Genomic DNA, 17,503 nt, shown 5'->3' with positions numbered 1-17,503 from the left:
CCTTCGTCTCATTGATCGCCCACCCCCCGATGCGGCGCGACCATTTCGGAAACCTAACACTCATAACCCCCAACTCGGATCAGGCTGAAGCCGTCTCCACGAGTCATCAATCAGAAGCCGGACAGCTTATTTCCTCCACTTGCAATCAGGTCAAGGAAGATGAGCAGACTCGATGATGTGAAGGAGATCACTCGCTCGGCAAACCCTCTCTGTCCATACCAACATGGACAGTTCGCCTGGCGATGAAGTTGCGCTCCGCCCTCTCACCCACGACCGTTCCGGTGGCCATTCATCCGTTGCATGAGCAAAGCTCATATGTCCGGGGGGACCTCTCTTGAACAGACACCGCTCCGGTGGCGGCTTACCCCGCCGCTTCCTGACACCGACCCTGGCCCTCGCCCTGGCCGCCACCGTCCTGGCCACGCCGGTCGCGCTCGCCGACACCGGCCCCGATCCGGTCTCCGAGGCCGCACTCGACGCAGCCACTGCCAGGATGGCCGCCGAGCGCCCTCCCGCCACCGAGAGCGACAGGGCCTTCGCCGAGGCCAAGGCCACCGGCAAGAACGTCCCGGTCGACTCGCTGACCACCGAGTACACCGAGACTTCAGCCACCCCTGACGGCCACTTCGCTATGACGGCCCACCCCGACCAGCAGCGCACCAAGCGCAGCGGAACCTGGCAGTCCCTGGACGCCAACCTCGCCGCCAACCAGGACGGGACGTTCTCCCCCAAGTCCTCAGCCGGTCAACTCGTGCTCTCCAAGGGCGGCGAGGGCCCGCTGGCCACGATGGCCAGCGCCGACGGCAAGAAGCTGTCGCTCACCGCCCCGTTCCCGCTGACCACCCCCACGGTCAGCGGTGACAGCGTCACCTACCCGGGCGTCGCTCCCGATATCGACCTCAAGGTCACCGCGACCAAGGCCGGTGGCCTGACCACCATCCTGGTCGTCAAGACCCAGGCCGCCACGACCGATCCGCTGCTGAGGAACCTGCACTTCGGCGCCACCACCGAAGGCGTCACCCTGGCCGGTGACCAGGCCGGCAACCTCACCGCCACCGCCGCCGACGGCAAACCCCGCTTCCTCGCTCCCACCCCCCTGATGTGGGACAGCACAAGCACCACCACCTCTTCAGTCGGCATCAGCACCTCTCGCGCGCTCTCCCCCCGGGACACCACCACTACCCCGGCCGACCAACCTGCCAAGGCCAGTACCGCCAGCACGCCTGCCGGTCCCGGCACGGTCGCCCTGAGCGCCGCCATGCCGGCCAGAGCCGACTCCAACGGCATCGACCTGACGCCCGACCAGAACCTGCTCACCCACGGCACCGCCCCGTACTTCATCGACCCGGCCTGGAAACCCGCCCCCACCACCAGCGCCAACGCCTGGACCTGGGTGCAGTCCGGTGAACCCGGAACGTCCAACTACAACCGCACCGGCTCAAGCGACTCCGACTACCCAGGCGTCGGCGTCTGCGGCGACTACGGCAACAACGGCGGCAGCTGCAAACCCTCCTCCGCCTACCGCAGCTTCTTCCAGTTCGACACCCACGCGCTCAACGGCACGGTGATCCACTCCGCGACGATCACCTTCCAGGAGTACGTCTCCGCCGACTGGAACTGCACGAACACCTACGGCGTCGACCTCTACCTCACCGGCGGCATCAACGCCCAGACCACCTGGGGCTACCAACCCGGCCAGCTCGGCAACAGCCTCGGCACCAAGGTGATCGGCGGCTCCGGCCGAGACGGCTGCTACGGCAACGTGCCGTTCGACTACGACGTCACCGGCACCTTCCAGACCTACGCCCCCACCTACCCCAACCTGACCTTCGGCCTCTACGGCAGCGAGACCAACCAGAACGCCTTCAAACGCGTCACCCCCCAGCCCACGCTCTCCGTCTGGTACGACCGCGTCCCCAACGTCCCCACCAACCCGAACGCCTACCCCGCGCCGAAGACGCTCATCCCGCAGCAGACCAACCAGGCCTGCGGTGGAAGCCCCGCCACCGCCGCCTGGCTCGGCGCCGGCAGTACGCAGCAGGGCGCCGTCAGCCTGCGCACCACCGTCTCCAGCCCCGTCCAGGACCAGCTCTACAGCTGGACCCACATCTGGGACTACAACGCCAAGGGCGGGGTCACGGACATCGATTCCGGCCTCTCCGGGCTGACCCCCAACAACGGCACCGCCTCGTTCACCGTGAGGGCGACGAACCCCGACGGCTCCAGCAAGATCACCGATGGCCACACCTACGGCTGGTCCGCGGCGGCCACCGACAGCCTCGCCCCCTGGTCCGCCGCCACTCCCAGCTGCTTCTTCAAGGTCGACACCTCACCGCCGCGGGTCGACTTCCCGCCGACGGTCGCCGACCCCACCAAGCAGTTCCCCCCGTCCGACAGCGGCCAGACCCCGCAGATCTACGCCGGCAACCCCGGCGACATCCCGCTCATCCTCACCGACCCTCCGGCGAGTTCGGGCCTGGCCTCCTCCGGCGTGATCTGCGTTTACTGGAGCTGGGACCCGGAGCTCCAGCGCGCCCAGAGCACCTGCGGCGCCACACCGCCCACCAAGATCACCGTGACCCCGCCGCACTGGGGCACCAACATCGTCTTCGTCCAGGCCAAGGACAACGCCGGGAACCTCTCCCCCGTCGCCCAGTACTCCTTCTACGCACCATGGAACCCCAACGGGAAGCCCCCGGTGTTCGGTGACGTCACCGGCGACGCCGTCCCCGACATCGTGGCCGCCGACAAGGCCGGCAACCTCCGCGCCTACACCGTCCCCGGCAACTCGGCCGCCACCTCCCCCGCGACCTCGCTGGCCGCCACCGCCGCCAACTCCCCCGACCACGACTCCTGGGCCAACTACCACATCACCCACCGCGGCACCCTGACCGGCGGCCTTAACGTCGACGACCTCATCGTCCACAAGGACAACGCACCCACGCTCTGGGTCTACCAGAACCCCGGCACCGGCGCATTCGGCAAGTCCTACGATGTCCGCAAGCCCGCGTGCGACACCGCCATCTCCTCCACCTGCGCCGGGTACAACGCCACCGACTGGTCCACCACCCTGCAGATCGCCGCCGTCGGGGACCCCACCACCACGGACAACGACATCTCCAAGCAGTTCAAGAACAAGACCGGCCTGTTCACTGTCGAGACGTCTCCCGACGGCGACGGCGCCCTCTGGTACTACCCCGTCCTGGGTGGAAGCAGCCTCGGAGCCCCGCACAACCTGTCCGCCACCGGCTGGAAGGGATGGGAGCTGATCTCCCCCGGCGACTGGGCCGGCCAGGGCCGCCCCGGCCTGTGGGCGCGCAACCCCGGCGGAGGTGACCTGCGCGGCTACACCTTCGTCCTCGGAAAGGACACCGCAACCGACCCGGCAGGCAAGTCGGTCACCTACGACACCATCACCACGCTGGATGCCAACAACAAGATCGGCTCCGGCAACAACGGCACTTGGGTCACCATGGGCTCCGACGGCGACCTCTCCGGCAACGGCCACGCCGCCCTGTGGGGCATCACCGCCTCCGGCGCCATCCAGATCTGGACCGGCGGACCCATCAGCACCAGCGACGGCCCTGGCTACGACTTCAAGGGCCCCCTGACCGTCGGTACCACCGCCATCGCCGCCGACCAGTGGCAGCTCGCCGGCACCACCGCCGACGCCAGCACCGTCAACCCCGCCACCGTCTACAACACCGTCGGCTGGACCACCGACCACAACAACGGTGCCAACAGCGCCGCCTCCTTCAGCGGAAACGGATACCTGCGCACCACATCCAGCGCCGTCGACTCCAGCCAGAGCTACACCGTCTCCGCCTGGGTCAAGTACAACGGCACCCCATCGACGGACCAGGTCCTCCTCGCCCAAGGCGGCACCAACCACCAGGCGTACTACCTCAGCTACGCGGCCTCCGCGAAGAGCTGGCAGTTCAGCACCACCACCGATGACAACGCCACCGGCACCCGATGGGTCTCGGTCGACGCCCCCGCTTCCGGCAACTGGACGCAGCTGACGGCCACCTACAACGCCGACACCGACGCCATGACGCTCTACGTCAACGGCGCGTACGCCGGCTCCGCCTACAACAAGACCGTCTGGGCCGCGCCGTACGGCCTGTCCATCGGCGCCGCCGCCAACCCGGACAACAGCTCCTACGGCAACGTCAACGGCGCCGTCAGCAACGTCCGCACCTACCCCTACGCCCTCACACCCGAGCAGGCGAAGGCCCTCTACAACAGCTGACCGAGCGCGCGGCAAAGGCCCGGCCGGGTCCTCCCCGCAACAACCTGTCGGTGCCAGGTGGACGAGTCAGGAGCCTCCGCTTTCCGACGACGGCCGCCCGGGTCCCTCCGGGATCCGCGAGAACCGCCCCCAACCACAACGGCACGTGGAGAGAGTCAAGTGAACAGAAAGCCCTTCTCATCCCAGCAACCTCCACTCGCACGGACCAACTGGCTTGCAGGACTGACGCCTCGACAGAAGGTGCTCATCCTTCTCCCGCTGGCATGCGGAGCAATCGGTGGTGCCATCGGAGGCGGAGTCGGCGTCATCGGACTTCTGGTCAACCGCGAGGTGGCCCGCCGCAAGCGCCCGCTCTCTCGGGTGGTCGAGTCGTTGGTAATGGTCGGGGTCGCCCTGGCAACAGTGCTCGTCTACCTCGTGATCGCCGGGCTGTACACGGGCATGACGAAGTGACGAACTACGGCCGATGAACGGAGCTAAGGTGCCAACGCCTGCAGGGCGCAGCCATTCGTCGCGCTCGAGGAAGGGCTAGCCAACGATGTTGGTGCTGCCGAACAGCCTATCGACCGTTCGGCAGCACCAACCATGAGAACCTCGACGAGGAGCGATCACAGGCCTTCAAAGACCACCAGTGGTCCCCCGCGCCCCTGGTGGTTACCCACCCAAGTAGGCCTCGCGGATGCGCGGGTCCGTCAACAGGTCCGCGGCCGGCCCTTCGACCGTGATGGTGCCGGTCTCCAGGACGTAGGCGCGGTGGGCCAGGGCGAGGGCCTGGGCGGCGTTCTGTTCGACCAGGAGGACGGTGGTGCCCTGGGTGTTGATCTCGCGGATGATGTCGAAGAGTTGGGCCACGATGATCGGGGCCAGGCCCATGGAGGGCTCGTCCAGGAGGAGGAGCTCGGGGCGGCCCATCAGGGCTCGGGCGATGGCGAGCATCTGCTGTTCGCCGCCGGAGAGGGTGCCGGCGGCCTGGCGGTGGCGTTCCTTGAGGCGGGGGAAGAGGGCGAAGACGCGGTCGAGGTCGGCCGGGTCGGCCTTGCCGAAGCGGTAGGCGCCCATCTGGAGGTTCTCCAGGACGGTCATGTCGGCGAAGACCCGGCGGCCCTCGGGCGAGTGGCCGATGCCGAGGCCGACCACCTGGTGGGCGGGGACGCCGTCGATCCGCTCACCGGCGAAGCGGACCTCGCCGGAGACCGGGCGCAGCAGGCCCGAGATCGTGCGCAGGGTGGTGGACTTGCCGGCGCCGTTGGCGCCGAGCAGGGCGACCACCTCGCCCTGGTGGACGGCGAGGTCGATGCCCTTGAGGGCGGCGATCGCGCCGTAGCCGACGTGCAGGTCGGCCAGTTCGAGCAGGGCCGGGGCGGCGGTGGCCTGGGCCGGGGCGGCCTGCGCTTCCACGGCCCCGGCAGCTTGGGTGTCTACGGTGGTGGTCACAGCTGGCTCCCCTCGGTGTGGGCCGCCTCGGCGCCGAGGTAGGCCGCGATGACGGCCGGATCGCGCTGGATCTCGGCGGGGGTGCCTTCGGCGATCACCTTGCCGAAGTTGAGCACCACCACGCGGTCGGCGACGGACATCACCAGCCGCATGTCGTGCTCGATCAGGAGCACCCCGACGCCCAGCTCCCGGTTGATCTGCCGGATCAGGTCGGTGAGTTCGAGCTTCTCGGTCGGGTTGGTGCCGGCCGCCGGCTCGTCCAGCAGGACGACCCGGGGGTCGGTGGCCAGCGCCCGGGCGATCTCCAGACGGCGCTGGGCACCGTAGGAGAGCGAGCCGGCCGGCTCGTTCAGCTGGGCCCCTAGGCCGACGAACTCCAGGAGTTCGCGGGCGCGTCGGGCGCTGACCCGCTCGGCCCGGCGGGCGTGCGGGAGGCCGAGGGCGATGCCGACCGGGCCGGTGCGCTGGCGGGACTGGGCGGCCACCTGGACGTTCTCCAGTGCGCTGAGGGCGCCGAACAGGCGGATGTTCTGGAAGGTCCGGGCGACGCCCAAGCGGTTGACCAAGTGGGGCTTGCGGCCGAGTAGTTGGTGCTCGGTGCCGTCCTCCGCGCGGAAGCGGACCCGGCCCTCCTGGGGCTGGTAGACGCCCGTGAGCGAGTTGAACAGCGAGGTCTTGCCGGCGCCGTTCGGGCCGATCACGGCCAGCACCTCGCCGGCCCGCATGGCCAGCGAGACCTCGGAGAGCGAGGTGAGGCCGCCGAACCGCAGGGTCAGCGCCTCGGCCTCCAGGACGGGAGCGTCCGATGCCGGTGCAGCGGTGGTCACTTGGCACCTCCGGATGCGGCGCTGCGCCGCTTGGCGGGCAGCAGGCCCTGCGGGCGGTAGATCATCATGACCACGAGCAGCGCGCCCAGGTACATGAAGCGGTCCTTCTGGTCGACCACGTCCTTGAGCGCGTGCGGCAGCCAGGCCAGCAGCCCGGCGCCCATCAGTACGCCCGGGATGGAGCCCATGCCGCCGAAGATGACGTAGGCGAGCACCAGCACCGAGTAGAGCAGCGGGAAGTTCTCGGGGTTGATGAAGCCGACCTTGCTCGCGTAGACCACTCCGGCCGCGCCGGAGGTGGAGGCGCCGATCGCGAAGGCCATCAGCTTGTACTTGACGGTGTTGACCCCGTGCGCGGCGGCGGCCACCTCGTCCTCACGGATGGCGATCCAGGTGCGGCCGACCTTGGAGTACTCCAGCCGGCGCAGCACCAGGACGATCAGCACGATCAGGCCGAGCAGCAGCCACCAGTAGTCCAGCGGGTCCAGCTTCCAGCGGTACTGGATCGGCCCGAGCGAGATCGAGAAGTGCGGGATGCCGAAGACGCCGATCGAGCCGTGGGTGAGGCCGTCGGCGTTCTTGGCGACCAGGTAGATCACCTCGTGGAAGCCGAGCGTGACGATGGCCAGGTAGTCGCCGCGCAGGCGCAGCGTCGGGCCGCCGAGCAGCACGCCGGCCACCAGGCAGGTGGCCATCGCGACCGGGATGACCAGGAAGGGGTTGAGGTGGAAGGGCGGCTGGATCGGCAGGTGGCCGGTCCAGAAAGCCGCGCTGTAGCCGCCGATGGCGAAGAAGGCGACGAAGCCGAGGTCGAGCAGCCCGGCCCAGCCGATCACCACGTTGAGGCCGAGGGCGAGCAGCACGTAGATGCCGACCCAGTCGACCAGCACCTGGTTGGTGGCCTTGCTGAGGGTGAGCGGGACGAAGATCAGCAGGGCAAGCGCCACCAGGGCGCCGCCGAGCCGGACGCCCCGGCGCTCGCCGACCCAGTCGCGGGCCTGGCCGACCGGGCGGACGGCCCGGCGCAGCGCGGCCCGGACGGGGGCGCCGAGTTCGGCCAGCAGCCAGGCGGCCACGGCCAGGCCGAGGAAGGCCCAGAGCCGGCCGCCGGTGAGGCTGGTGCGGACGGAGTAGAGCAGGTCCTTGCCGCTGCCCTGCTCGCCGGTCATCAGGGTGAGCAGCACGCCGAGGGCGAGCAGGGCGCCCAAGCGGCGCCAGCGGGGCTGCTGGTGCCAGCGGGTGCGGCGCAGCCGGGCGACGGAGGCCGCGGAGGCCACCGCCTTGGGGCGCTCGTGCAGGACGGCGCTCATCGGGACCTCCTGGCCGGTGCGGGGTTGCGCGGGAGCGGGGCGGGGTGGCGCGGCGCCGGCTCCGGGTGACGGGGCGTCGGGGCGGGGTGGCGCGGGGGTGCCTGCCGCATCAGGCGGCCCTCCCGAGCTTGACGCCGAGGATGCCCGTGGGGCGGAACATCAGGACGGCGACCAGCACCACGAAGGCGGCGGCGTAGCGCCACTCCTCGCCGAAGACCGGCACGTCGAAGCTCTCCACCAGGCCGAGCAGCAGGCCGCCGAGCATCGCGCCGCGGATCGAGCCGACCCCCCCGAGCACGGCGGCGGCGAAGGCGGTGATGCCGGGGTTGAAGCCCATGGTGAAGGAGACCTGGGTGTTGAGGCCGAACAGGAAGCCGGCCACCCCGCCCATCAGCCCGCCGATCAGGAAGGTGCGGGAGATCACCCGGTCGGTGTCCACGCCCATCAGCGAGGCCGTCTCGGCGTCCTGGGCCAGGGCCCGGATGCCGGCCCCGAGGCGGGTCCGGTTGACCAGCAGGTCGAGCGCCACCATCATCACCAACGCGCAGCCGAGCAGCAGGAGTTGGGTGATGGTGACCCGGGCGCCGAAGAGGTGCAGCACCACGTTGTTGTCGTACAGGTGGGGCATCGGCAGCGGGTCGCGGCCGAAGAGCTTGCCCGCCAGGTTGTAGAGGAAGAAGGAGGCGCCGATGGCGCTGATCAGGAAGATCAGCTTGGGCGCCCCGCGCCGCCGCAGCGGCCGGTAGGCCACCTTCTCCAGCCCGAAGGCGGTGGCGCCGCCGACCAGGGCGGAGACCACCAGGCCGACGATCACCAGCAGCACCGAGACCAGGGCGGAGGGGTGGGCGGGGGTGATCGAGGTCAGCACGATCAGGCTGCCGAAGCCGCCGAGCATGAAGACCTCGCTGTGGGCGAAGTTGATCAGCTGGAGCACCCCGTAGACCAGGGTGTAGCCGATCGCGATCACCGCGTACAGGGCGCCGAGCGCCACCCCGGGGACGAGGTAGTCCCAGAATTGGTTCAGCGACATCGTGCGACTCCTTCCCTTCCCTCCGTCAGCCGTTGGCGAGGGTGTTGACGTCGCCCTGGTAGACGATCTTGCCGTCCTTCACCTGGTACAGGAACGCGGCCTTGTCGGGGAACTCGCCCTTGTCGTCGAAGTGGTAGCGCTTGGTCAGGCCCTTGTAGTCGGCCTTCTTGACGGCGGCCAGCAACGCCTCGCGGGTGGCGCCGGTGCCGAGCGCCTTGAGCTGCTCGATCACCAGGTTGGCGGCGTCGAAGGACTCGGCCGAGTAGGTGCCCGGGTCGACCTTGAAGGCGGCGCGGTAGTCCTCGGTGAACTTCTTGATGTCCGGGTCGACGGTCGGGTCCACGCACGGGCAGGTGAGCAGCCAGCCCTCGGAGGCGTCGCCGGCCAGCTCGACGAACTTCTTGTCGTTGGTGCCGTCGGAGGCGATCTTCGGGCCGGTGAAGCCGGCCTCCTTGAGCTTCTTGGCGAAGGGCGCGGCGTCGGCGTAGAAGCCGGCGTAGATCAGCGCGTCGGCGCCGGAGTTCTTCGCCTCGGTGGCCACGGCGGTGTAGTCCGGGGTCTTCTGCGGCACGCTCTCGCGGACGACCTGCACGCCGTCCTTCTTGAGGTCGGCCTCGGCCACGCCGGACAGGCCCACGCCGTACTCGGTCTTGTCGTCGACCAGGAAGACCTTCTTGGCCTTGACCTTCTTGGCGTAGTAGACGGCCATGCCGCCGCCCTGCGCGTTGTCGTTCGGGATGCCGCGCAGGAAGGAGGTGAAGCCGAGGGTGGTGAGCGAGGGGCTGCTGGCCGAGGAGGTCAGCGCGAGCAGGTTGGCCTGCGAGTAGAGCTGGCCGACGGCCTTGGTGGGCGCGGAGAAGGCAGGGCCGATGGTGGCGATCACCTGGTCGTCGTCGATGATCTTCTGGGCGGCGGCCGGGGCCTGGTCGGCGGTGCCGGTGTCGTCGCCGGGCACGTACTGGAGGGTGAACGGCAGGTCGCCCTTGGCGTTGGCCTGCTGGATCGCCAGCTTGACGCCGTTCTCCATGTGGGCGCCGAGCGCGGCGCTCTCACCGGTGAGCGGGCCCTCGTACGCGATCTTGAAGACCTTCTTGCCGTCGGCGGAGGCTTCGTCCCCGCCCTTTGAGCAGCCGGCGAGGGCGAGCACACCCACCACGAGCGGGGCGGCGGTCTGGAGAAGTCGCTTGCGCAGCACGGGATTTCCCCCTGGGGCATCGTTGAGTCGACGTCAGAATCCGGTGCGGCAGCGTCGGTCGCACGCTGCGGCACTCGGCAGTCGCCGCGACTCTAGTCAGCCCCGGAACGCCCGGGAGAGCTCAATCACCACGCTTTGTCACCTCGGCGGACACTGTCACCTCGTGCGATGGCGGAGCGTGATCACGTACTCGCCTCAGCCCAGGTACGCGGGGGCGAGGCCCGCCTTGAGGAGCACCTGCGCACTGCCACTGCCGTCGGCCGGCACGGTCCACAGGTCGGCGCCGAAGTCGCCGGGCAGGGCGTAGACCAGCGTCGAACCGTCGGCCCAGACCGTCTGGTCGTCGATCTGGCGCTGCTCGGCGGTGGCGGTCTCGGTCATGGTGCGCAGATCGAGCACGTACAGCCGCCACTGGGCGTCGCTCGGCAGGCCAGGCACCCGGCGCTTGTACGCGATCTTCGTGCCGTCGGGCGAGAGCGAGGGGCACTCCACGTTCTCGTGCAGGGTGGTCAGCGTGCGGCCGGCGATGTCGCCCCTCACCAGGTAGGTGCGGCCACCGGTGGCCACCGTGGCGTAGAACAGGTTGTCGTCGGCGGCGGAGAAGGTCACGCCCCAGACGTTGACGTCGCTCGCCCGGTACGGGCGGCCGTCCTTGACGATCGCGTACGTCTCCAGGTTGTCGTCCACGTGCCAGTCGCGGGTGTCGGCGATGGCCGTCCGGGTCGAGAAGTCGGTGCCGCCGTAGGAGTCGCCGCTGACGAACACCGTCCAGGCCACGTGGTGCCCCGAGGGCGAGACCCGGTCACGGGTCGGGATGCCGACCGCCGGGTAGCCGTGCAGCTCGTGCAGCTTCGAGTCCAGCACCACCGCCCGGTAGCTGTCCTCCAGCGCACCGTGGTGCACCGCCTGCAGGCAGATCCCGTAGCCCGCCGCCGCGTGGAACCGCAGGCACTTGACGCCGGAGGCCGTCCGCGGCCCGTCCGGCTGCCCGGCCGGGACGCTCACCACCTCGTCCCGGTGCGGCCCCCAGGCCATGTTGCGGAAGACCAACTCCCGCCCGCTGGATGCCTCCAGGGTCACCGTGCCCGGCCGCACGGCCGGCCCCCCGGGCTGCTCCTGGTCCTTCTTGCCGGAGCGGTCCGCCGCGTACAGCACCGCGCCGGTGCCGACGCCGCCGAGCAGCAGCACGGCGACCAGCAGGATCAACAGCCGGTGGGCACGGTTCACTTGGCGGCTCCAGCGGTTCCGGTGGGGGTGGCGGTGCGCAGGACGAAGCCGGCCGTCACGGCGCCGGCGGTCATCGCCGCGGCGGTGACCGCGAGGGTGGTGTGGCCGCCCCAGACGCTCCAGGCCGCGCCGAACAGCAGTGAGCAGGCGAACCGGGCCAGCGCCTGCCCGGTGCCGACCAGGGCCAGCCCGGCGCCGACCTGGTCGGCGGGCGTGACGTCCGCCGCGGCTGCGGCCAGCACCCCGTCGGTGGCGGCGTAGAACAGCCCGTGCAGCAGCAGCACGCCGACCGCGACGGCCGCGCCCGAACCGGTGGAGAGCAGCACCGCGGTGTACGCGAGCAGCAGGACCGCATGGCCGAGCAGGAAGAGGGTGCGGCGGCCGATCCGGTCGGCCACCACGCCCAGCGGGTAGGCCAGCAGCAGGAAGGCGGCGGCGGTGCCGAGCGGCAGCAGCGGGAACATCCTTGTGGGCAGGTCGAGTTGGCGCTGTAGCAGCAGGTAGAGGAACGAGTCGCTGACGGTGGTCAGGCCGAGCAGCATCGCGCACAGGGTGAGCCGGCGCAGCGCGGGCAGCTTGAGCAGGGCCAGGCTCTCGGTCAACTTCGGTGGGGCGGTGCGGGGTTCCTCGCTCCTCGGCGCAGCGGCGGGGGTCGGGACGAAGAGCAGCAGCACCAGCACACCGATCACCGCGATGCAGCCGCTGACGGTGAACACGGCGTCGTAACCGTCCACGGTCAGGCGCAGCAGGGCGAAGGCGAGCAGCGGGCCGAGCAGGGCGCCGGTGGTGTCCATCGCGCGGTGCACGCCGAAGGCGCGGCCCCGGTGCTCGGGCGCGGTGGCCAGCGAGATCATCGCGTCCCGGGGGGCCGTGCGCAGGCCCTTGCCGGTGCGGTCGACGGCGAGCACGCCGCCGATCAGGGTGATGCTGTGCACGAGCAGCAGCAGCGGTTTGCAGAGCGCGGAGAGCCCGTAGCCGAGCGCGGCCACGGTCTTGTGACCCCGGCCGCCCCGGTCGGCGAAGTGCCCGCCGAGCAGCCGCACCAGCGAACCGACCCCGTTGTTGATGCCGTCCAGCACGCCGAAGCCGAGCGGGGAGAGCCCGAGCCCGGTCACCACGTACAGCGGCAGCACGGCGGTGACCATCTCGGAGGAGATGTCGGTGATCAGGCTGACCGCGCCCAGGGCGAGCACGGTGCCGGGCACGGCGGCCCCGCCCCGCCCCGGGCTCTTGCCCGGGGCGGCGGCGGGAGCCTTGGCGGCACGAGACTCCGCGAGGTACACGGGCGTCAGTTCCAGATGCCGGAGACGTCGGAGGCGGTGGCGGCGTTGCCCGCGTGGCTGGTCAGGCCGGCCAGGTCCTCGAGGGTGCGCAGCGTGTTGTAGTGGTTGTAGGTGGTGGCACTGCTGCTGCCGGCGGCCACGTGCTGACCGTAGTACACGGTCGGGATCTTGTTGCCCGAGAGGCTGTTGTCCTCGTCGAAGGTGACGACCAGGATGCTGTTGTGGGTCTGCGCCCAGGTGGCGTACGCGCCCAGGTTGTTCTTGATCCAGGTGTCACCGGTGGAGACCGAGCAGTCGTGCATGTCGCTGCACAGGTTCGGCACCACGAAGGAGACCTTGGGCAGCGTGGTGTAGTCGGTCGGGAACTGCGCGAAGGTGTAGGCCGAGGAGGTGGGCACGTTGCCGAAGCCGAACCACGGGTTGTGCTTCTGGGCGTACTTGCCGCTGCTGCAGGTGGTCGAACCCTGGCTCGGCAGCGACTCGTTGTAGCTGGCCCAGGTCTTGCCGGCCGCGAGCAGCTCGGAGGCCAGGTTCGGGGCGGTCATCGAGCCGACGCTCACACAGCTGTCGTCGGTGCGGCCCTGGGTGGAGCCGGAGAAGAGCGCGTAGTAGTTCGGCTCGCTCGGGTGGGTGATGCCGAAGGAGTTGGTGAGGTTGGCACCGCCGGCCTTGAGCGAGTTGATGTACGGCGCGCTGGAGCTGCCGATCACCTGCGAGTACGCGTGGTTCTCCATCACGACCACCACGACGTGGTCGGGCGTCGGCAGCGTGGCGGCCTGGGCGGTGCTGCTGGTGGCGGCCCAGATGCCCAGCGAGGCGGCGGCCAGGCCGACCGAGGCCGCGATCGCGGTGAGCTTGCGGCGGGAGCGGGCGGGCTTCGTCATGACGTTCCTCCGGGGCGGGGAAGGGCGGGGACGGCGAAGGTGCGGCAGGTTGAGCGGGTCGGACGGGCTGAGCGGGTCGAGCGGGCTGAGCGTCGAGCGGGCTGAGCGTCGAGCGGGTTGGGCGGGTCGGACGGGCTGAGCGGGTCGAGCGTCGAGCTGCGGAGCGGCCGTAACGATAGGAGCCGGGCGCTGGCGCGGGCTGCCGCTCCGAGGTGAAGAACTGGCGAACGCCTGCTGGCAGTTTGGCGGTACACGGACATACCGGACCGACCCCGCGATTGACCGGCCACCCGGGCGCGTGGTGGTATTTCCGGGCCGATGACCAGGCCGGATCGTACGAGGGGGTGGCGCAGTGGCCACGCCCGAAGCGGTGGGAGCTACTGCCGGTGTCGATCGTGCTGCCGGTGTCGGCGGGACCACCGGGGCGGGTGGTGGCGGTGTCGTCGTCGGGGTCGGGGCGCGGCGCGGGGTCGAGGCGGGCGAGCTGCTCGGGCTGGTGGACGCGGCACTCAGCGAGCTGGGTCTCGGGCGGGCAGACGTGCTGCAACTGGCGACTCTGGTAGGAAAGTTGACTGAGCCCGGGGTCCGGGCCGCCGCCACCGCCCTGAGCGTACCGCTGTTCGGGCACTCCGCCGAGGCCCTCGCCGCCGTACCGGTGCCGCACCCCTCCCCCGCCGTCCGCGCCGCCGTCGGCACCCCCGGCGTGGCCGAGGCCGCCGCCCTGCTGACCGGCGGCTCCCTGCTCCTCCCCAAACGCGCCTCCGCCCGGGCCACCGTGGCGATCGCCCGCCCCCACCCCGACCACCGCCCCCACCCCGCAGGAGCCCCCACCGTGACCGCCGCCAGCCCCCACCCCGGCCGATCCGACCGACCCGACCGACCCGAGGCCGCACCGCAGTCGGCAGACCTCGTCGGCGAACCGGACCTGCGCCACCACGGTGATGCCGAAGTGCGGTACGAGGGTGCGGAGTTGGTCGACCTGGCGGTCAACGTCCGGACCGGCACACCGCCGGAGTGGCTGCGGGCGCGGCTGGCGGAGACGCTCACCGAGCTGGCCGCCTACCCGGACGGGGTCGAGGCCCGGGCGGCGGTGGCGGCACGGCACGGGCGGCCGGTGGCCGAGGTGCTGCTCACCTCCGGGGCTGCCGAGGCGTTCGTGCTGCTGGCCCGTACCCTCGCGCCCCGGTACGCCGTCGTGGTGCACCCGCAGTTCACCGAACCGGAGGCGGCGCTGCGTGACGCCGGACACCCCGTGCACCGCGCCCTGCTCGCCGCCGCGGACGGCTTCCGGCTGACGCCGGGCGCCGTGCCGGAGGCCGCCGACCTGGTGGTGATCGGCAACCCCACCAACCCGACCTCGATCGCCCACCCCGCCGCCGATCTAGCCGCCCTGGCCCGGCCCGGCCGCACGCTGGTGGTCGACGAGGCCTTCATGGACACCCTGCCCGGGGAGCCCGAGACGCTCGCCGCACTGCGCGAACTCCCCGGCCAGGTCGTGGTGTTGCGCAGCCTCACCAAGACCTGGGGGCTGGCCGGTCTGCGGATCGGCTACGTGCTCGGCCCGGCCGAACTGATCGCCCGGCTCGCCGCCGCCCAACCCCTCTGGCCGGTCTCCACCCCGGCCCTGACCGCCGCGATCGCCTGCAGCGCCCCCGCCGCCCTCGCCGAGGCGGAGGAGGCCGCCGTGCTGACCGGCGAGCACCGCGACCACCTGCTCAAGGGCCTGGCGGCCTTCCCGACCGTCCGGGTGCACGGCACCCCGGCCGCCTCCTTCGTCCTGGTCGAACTCCCGGACGCGACAGCCGTCCGGGCCCGCCTGCGCGAACTCGGCTTCGCCGTCCGCCGGGGCGACACCTTCCCCGGCCTCGGCCCCGACTGGCTGCGCATCGCCGTCCGCGCCCCGGCCACCACGGACCGGTTCCTGGACGCCCTTGCCCGCGCCCTCTGAGCCGCCGAGCCCACCGGAGGCCGGCGTCCTGGTGGGCTCAGCCGAGGGTGAGGCGCTTGTTGAGGGCCTCGCCCGAGGGGAGGGGATCGATGAAGCGGTGCAGGAAGGCGAGCATCGCCTCGGTGTCCAGGCCCTCGGCGGCGGCGTCCATCGCCGAGTAGAGCGCCTCCTCGATCTCGGCGACCGCGGCGGCCAGGCGCCGGCCCTCGGGGGTGAGCCGGAGTTGAAGGTACCGGCGGTCCTCGGCGTCGGTGCGGCGCTCGACCAGCCCGGCCGCCACGACGCGTTCGACCAGCCGGCTGGGGTTGGTACCGCTCTCGCAGGCCAGGAGCTGACCGAGCCCGCTGAGGCTCAGGGTGCCGTGCTGCTGGAGCAGGCGCAGCACCTCGGCCTGCGACGGGGTGATGCCATGGGGCTTGAGGGCCTGGATCAGCAGCCGGTTCCCTTCGCGCTGGGCCGCCAGGATCGCGAACCGCAGGTGCTCCGCCTTACGCACCGGCACCCGCCCGGGGCTGGGTGTCCGGCAGGGCGCCGAGGAAGTCCTGGACCGCGGCGGCGTAGCTGACGGGGTGGGAGAAGCGGAACATGTGGCCGGTGCGCGGCAGCACCACCTCCCGGGAGTCGGGGATGCCCGCGAGCATCACCCTGGACGCTTCCTCGCCGATCAGCACGTCGTGCGCGGGGGTCAGGATCAGCGTCGGGACCTGGACCCGGCCGAGCACGGCGACGTAGTCCGCGGTGAGCGCTGCCCGGACTCGGGCGCCGAAGGAGGCGGCCGGGGTGTTGGCGAGGAACAGGTCGCGGCTGCGCGCCTCGCTCCAGGGCACCTGCCCTTCGCCGTCGAACGGTGAGGCGAGCCGGTGGGCGTGCGCCCGCAGCGTCAGCTGCCGGTACAGCGGCCCCCGGGCCTTGCCCATCACCTGGGCCAGCGCCCGCCACGGCTTGGAGTCGACCGGGTCGGCCGCGAATCCGCCGGACAGGACCAAGGCGCGCAGGCCTTGCGGACGGCGGGTCGCGAGCGCGAGCGCGATGTTCGCACCGAAGGAGTCACCGACCAGCACGAACTCGTCCAGGCCCGCGACCGCGGTCTCGACGTGGTCGGCGTAACGGTCGATGTCGTCGACGCCTTCGGGGAGGCGCAGCGTGCGGCGGGGCGCATCCCCGTACGGGGCGAGCTGCTCGGCGCTCCACGGGGCACCGGAGAAGCACGGGATGAAGACGAGGGTGGGACTCTTCGCTGAAGTGCTCATATCAGACATGTTACACGACATATGTGTCACGACACAGGTTGGGCGGCGCCACTTCGCCGTTGGGCCCGACCAGGCTGGTGGGCCGCTCGGCATACCGCTGCTTCTGGCGGCCCGGTCCGCTATTTGGCGGCTCTGATCGAGTAGACCCGGGGCACCGGGCCGCCCGCCGGGAGGCGGAAGTGGGCGTGGTCGTGCTCGTGCAGGAACTCCGGCCGCAGGCCGGCCTCGACGAGGGCGGTGACGACCTCGCCCAGGCCGTGCTGCCACTCCACCGTCACCGTGGCCTCGGTCGGGCCGGTGAGGTCGGTGTAGGTGCCGGGCTCGTCGTACACGTTCGGCTTGCGGTTGAAGTAGTCCTGCTCGACGGTCAGGCCGTCGGCGCCGAGGATGTCGGCGAAGGGGTGGTACTCCGCGAGGTAGAGGAACCCGCCTGGGGCGAGCAGACGGGCCACCGTCCGGGCCCACCGGTCCAGGTCCGGCAGCCAGCAGAGGGCGCCGAAGCCCGTGCAGACGATGTCGAAGGTCTCCCCGTCCAGCGCCTCGGCCGCCGCGTACACGTCGGAGGCAACGAAGCGGGCGTCGGTGACCCCGATCCGCTCGGCCAGCTCGCCGGCCGCGACCACGGCGGGCTCGGAGAAGTCCAGCCCGGTGACGCGGGCGCCGCGACGCGCCCAGGAGAGGGTGTCCAGGCCGATGTGGCACTGGAGGTGGAGCAGCCGCTTGCCCGTCACCTCACCGACCTCGGCCACCTCGAAGTCCCACAGACTGTCCCGCCCCGCGATGAATCCGGGCAGGTCGTAGAACTCGCTGGCGAGGTGGAACGGCACGCGCTCGTCCCAGTTGGCACGGTTGGCGGCCCGCCA

At 70.9% G+C, this 17,503-nt stretch carries 14 protein-coding genes; 3 read left to right on the top strand and 11 right to left on the bottom strand.

Annotation, left to right across the window (positions count from 1 at the left end; all coding sequences use genetic code 11):
- Nucleotides 1-334 precede the first annotated feature (334 nt).
- Nucleotides 335-4,252, top strand: a complete 3,918-nt coding sequence (locus tag CFP65_RS41865) for a LamG domain-containing protein (RefSeq protein WP_104818792.1) — start codon at nt 335-337, stop codon at nt 4,250-4,252.
- Nucleotides 4,253-4,411: 159 nt separating this feature from the next.
- Nucleotides 4,412-4,705 carry a hypothetical protein gene (locus CFP65_RS39250; RefSeq protein WP_158702382.1) on the top strand — a complete coding sequence of 98 codons (294 nt, stop codon included), beginning with the start codon at nt 4,412-4,414 and terminating at the stop codon, nt 4,703-4,705.
- Between the two features lie 201 nt (nt 4,706-4,906).
- Here CFP65_RS39250 and CFP65_RS28040 read toward each other — a convergent pair whose 3' ends face one another.
- From CFP65_RS28040 to CFP65_RS28005, 8 genes are all read right to left on the bottom strand, one after another.
- The gene (locus tag CFP65_RS28040) at nt 4,907-5,650 is read right to left on the bottom strand and encodes an ABC transporter ATP-binding protein (protein WP_104821182.1); all 744 of its coding nucleotides are present in this window, start codon (nt 5,648-5,650) and stop codon (nt 4,907-4,909) included.
- A gap of 32 nt (nt 5,651-5,682) precedes the next feature.
- On the bottom strand, nt 5,683-6,513 hold the full coding sequence (locus tag CFP65_RS28035; protein ID WP_254552608.1) for an ABC transporter ATP-binding protein: 831 nt from the start codon (nt 6,511-6,513) through the stop codon (nt 5,683-5,685).
- Nucleotides 6,510-7,823 carry a branched-chain amino acid ABC transporter permease gene (locus CFP65_RS28030; protein ID WP_104818790.1) on the bottom strand — a complete coding sequence of 438 codons (1,314 nt, stop codon included), beginning with the start codon at nt 7,821-7,823 and terminating at the stop codon, nt 6,510-6,512. Before CFP65_RS28030 ends, CFP65_RS28035 begins: the two co-directional genes overlap by 4 nt.
- Before the next feature lie 109 nt (nt 7,824-7,932).
- Nucleotides 7,933-8,853, bottom strand: coding sequence for a branched-chain amino acid ABC transporter permease (locus CFP65_RS28025; RefSeq protein WP_104818789.1), 921 nt, complete (start codon nt 8,851-8,853; stop codon nt 7,933-7,935).
- Nucleotides 8,854-8,878: 25 nt separating this feature from the next.
- Entirely contained in the window at nt 8,879-10,048 is a 1,170-nt protein-coding gene (locus CFP65_RS28020; protein WP_104818788.1) for a branched-chain amino acid ABC transporter substrate-binding protein, read from the bottom strand.
- A 195-nt stretch (nt 10,049-10,243) separates the two neighbouring features.
- On the bottom strand, nt 10,244-11,275 hold the full coding sequence (locus tag CFP65_RS28015) for a PD40 domain-containing protein (RefSeq protein ID WP_104818787.1): 1,032 nt from the start codon (nt 11,273-11,275) through the stop codon (nt 10,244-10,246).
- Complete coding sequence (locus tag CFP65_RS28010; protein WP_104818786.1) at nt 11,272-12,558, bottom strand: MFS transporter; 1,287 nt, start codon at nt 12,556-12,558, stop codon at nt 11,272-11,274. Before CFP65_RS28010 ends, CFP65_RS28015 begins: the two co-directional genes overlap by 4 nt.
- 5 nt (nt 12,559-12,563) lie before the next feature.
- On the bottom strand, nt 12,564-13,442 hold the full coding sequence (locus CFP65_RS28005; RefSeq protein ID WP_104818785.1) for an alkaline phosphatase family protein: 879 nt from the start codon (nt 13,440-13,442) through the stop codon (nt 12,564-12,566).
- Nucleotides 13,443-13,794: 352 nt separating this feature from the next.
- Between CFP65_RS28005 and cobC the strand changes: the two genes are divergently transcribed.
- Entirely contained in the window at nt 13,795-15,390 is a 1,596-nt protein-coding gene (cobC, locus tag CFP65_RS28000; protein ID WP_305778263.1) for an Rv2231c family pyridoxal phosphate-dependent protein CobC, read from the top strand.
- A gap of 37 nt (nt 15,391-15,427) precedes the next feature.
- Here the strand turns inward: cobC and CFP65_RS27995 are convergent, their stop codons facing one another.
- From CFP65_RS27995 to CFP65_RS27985, 3 genes are all read right to left on the bottom strand, one after another.
- On the bottom strand, nt 15,428-15,892 hold the full coding sequence (locus tag CFP65_RS27995; protein ID WP_254552607.1) for a MarR family winged helix-turn-helix transcriptional regulator: 465 nt from the start codon (nt 15,890-15,892) through the stop codon (nt 15,428-15,430).
- Nucleotides 15,879-16,640 (bottom strand): alpha/beta fold hydrolase, encoded by a 762-nt coding sequence (locus CFP65_RS27990; protein ID WP_104818784.1) that lies wholly within the window; start codon nt 16,638-16,640, stop codon nt 15,879-15,881. The genes CFP65_RS27995 and CFP65_RS27990 overlap by 14 nt, the downstream gene beginning before the upstream one ends.
- Nucleotides 16,641-16,759: 119 nt before the next feature.
- Complete coding sequence (locus tag CFP65_RS27985) at nt 16,760-17,467, bottom strand: bifunctional 2-polyprenyl-6-hydroxyphenol methylase/3-demethylubiquinol 3-O-methyltransferase UbiG (protein WP_104821179.1); 708 nt, start codon at nt 17,465-17,467, stop codon at nt 16,760-16,762.
- Nucleotides 17,468-17,503: the final 36 nt, after the last annotated feature.

The organism is Kitasatospora sp. MMS16-BH015, assembly GCF_002943525.1.
Classification (GTDB): Bacteria; Actinomycetota; Actinomycetes; order Streptomycetales; family Streptomycetaceae; genus Kitasatospora.
This window is presented reverse-complemented; position numbering and strand designations above follow the sequence as displayed.

Excerpts from the sequence above, each read along its gene's own strand:
- CFP65_RS27990 (WP_104818784.1), bottom strand. The coding sequence starts at position 16,640 with ATGAGCACTTCAGCGAAGAGTCCCACCCTCGTCTTCATCCCGTGCTTC.
- CFP65_RS28025 (WP_104818789.1), bottom strand. The coding sequence starts at position 8,853 with ATGTCGCTGAACCAATTCTGGGACTACCTCGTCCCCGGGGTGGCGCTC.
- CFP65_RS28030 (WP_104818790.1), bottom strand. The coding sequence starts at position 7,823 with ATGAGCGCCGTCCTGCACGAGCGCCCCAAGGCGGTGGCCTCCGCGGCC.
- CFP65_RS28005 (WP_104818785.1), bottom strand. The coding sequence starts at position 13,442 with ATGACGAAGCCCGCCCGCTCCCGCCGCAAGCTCACCGCGATCGCGGCC.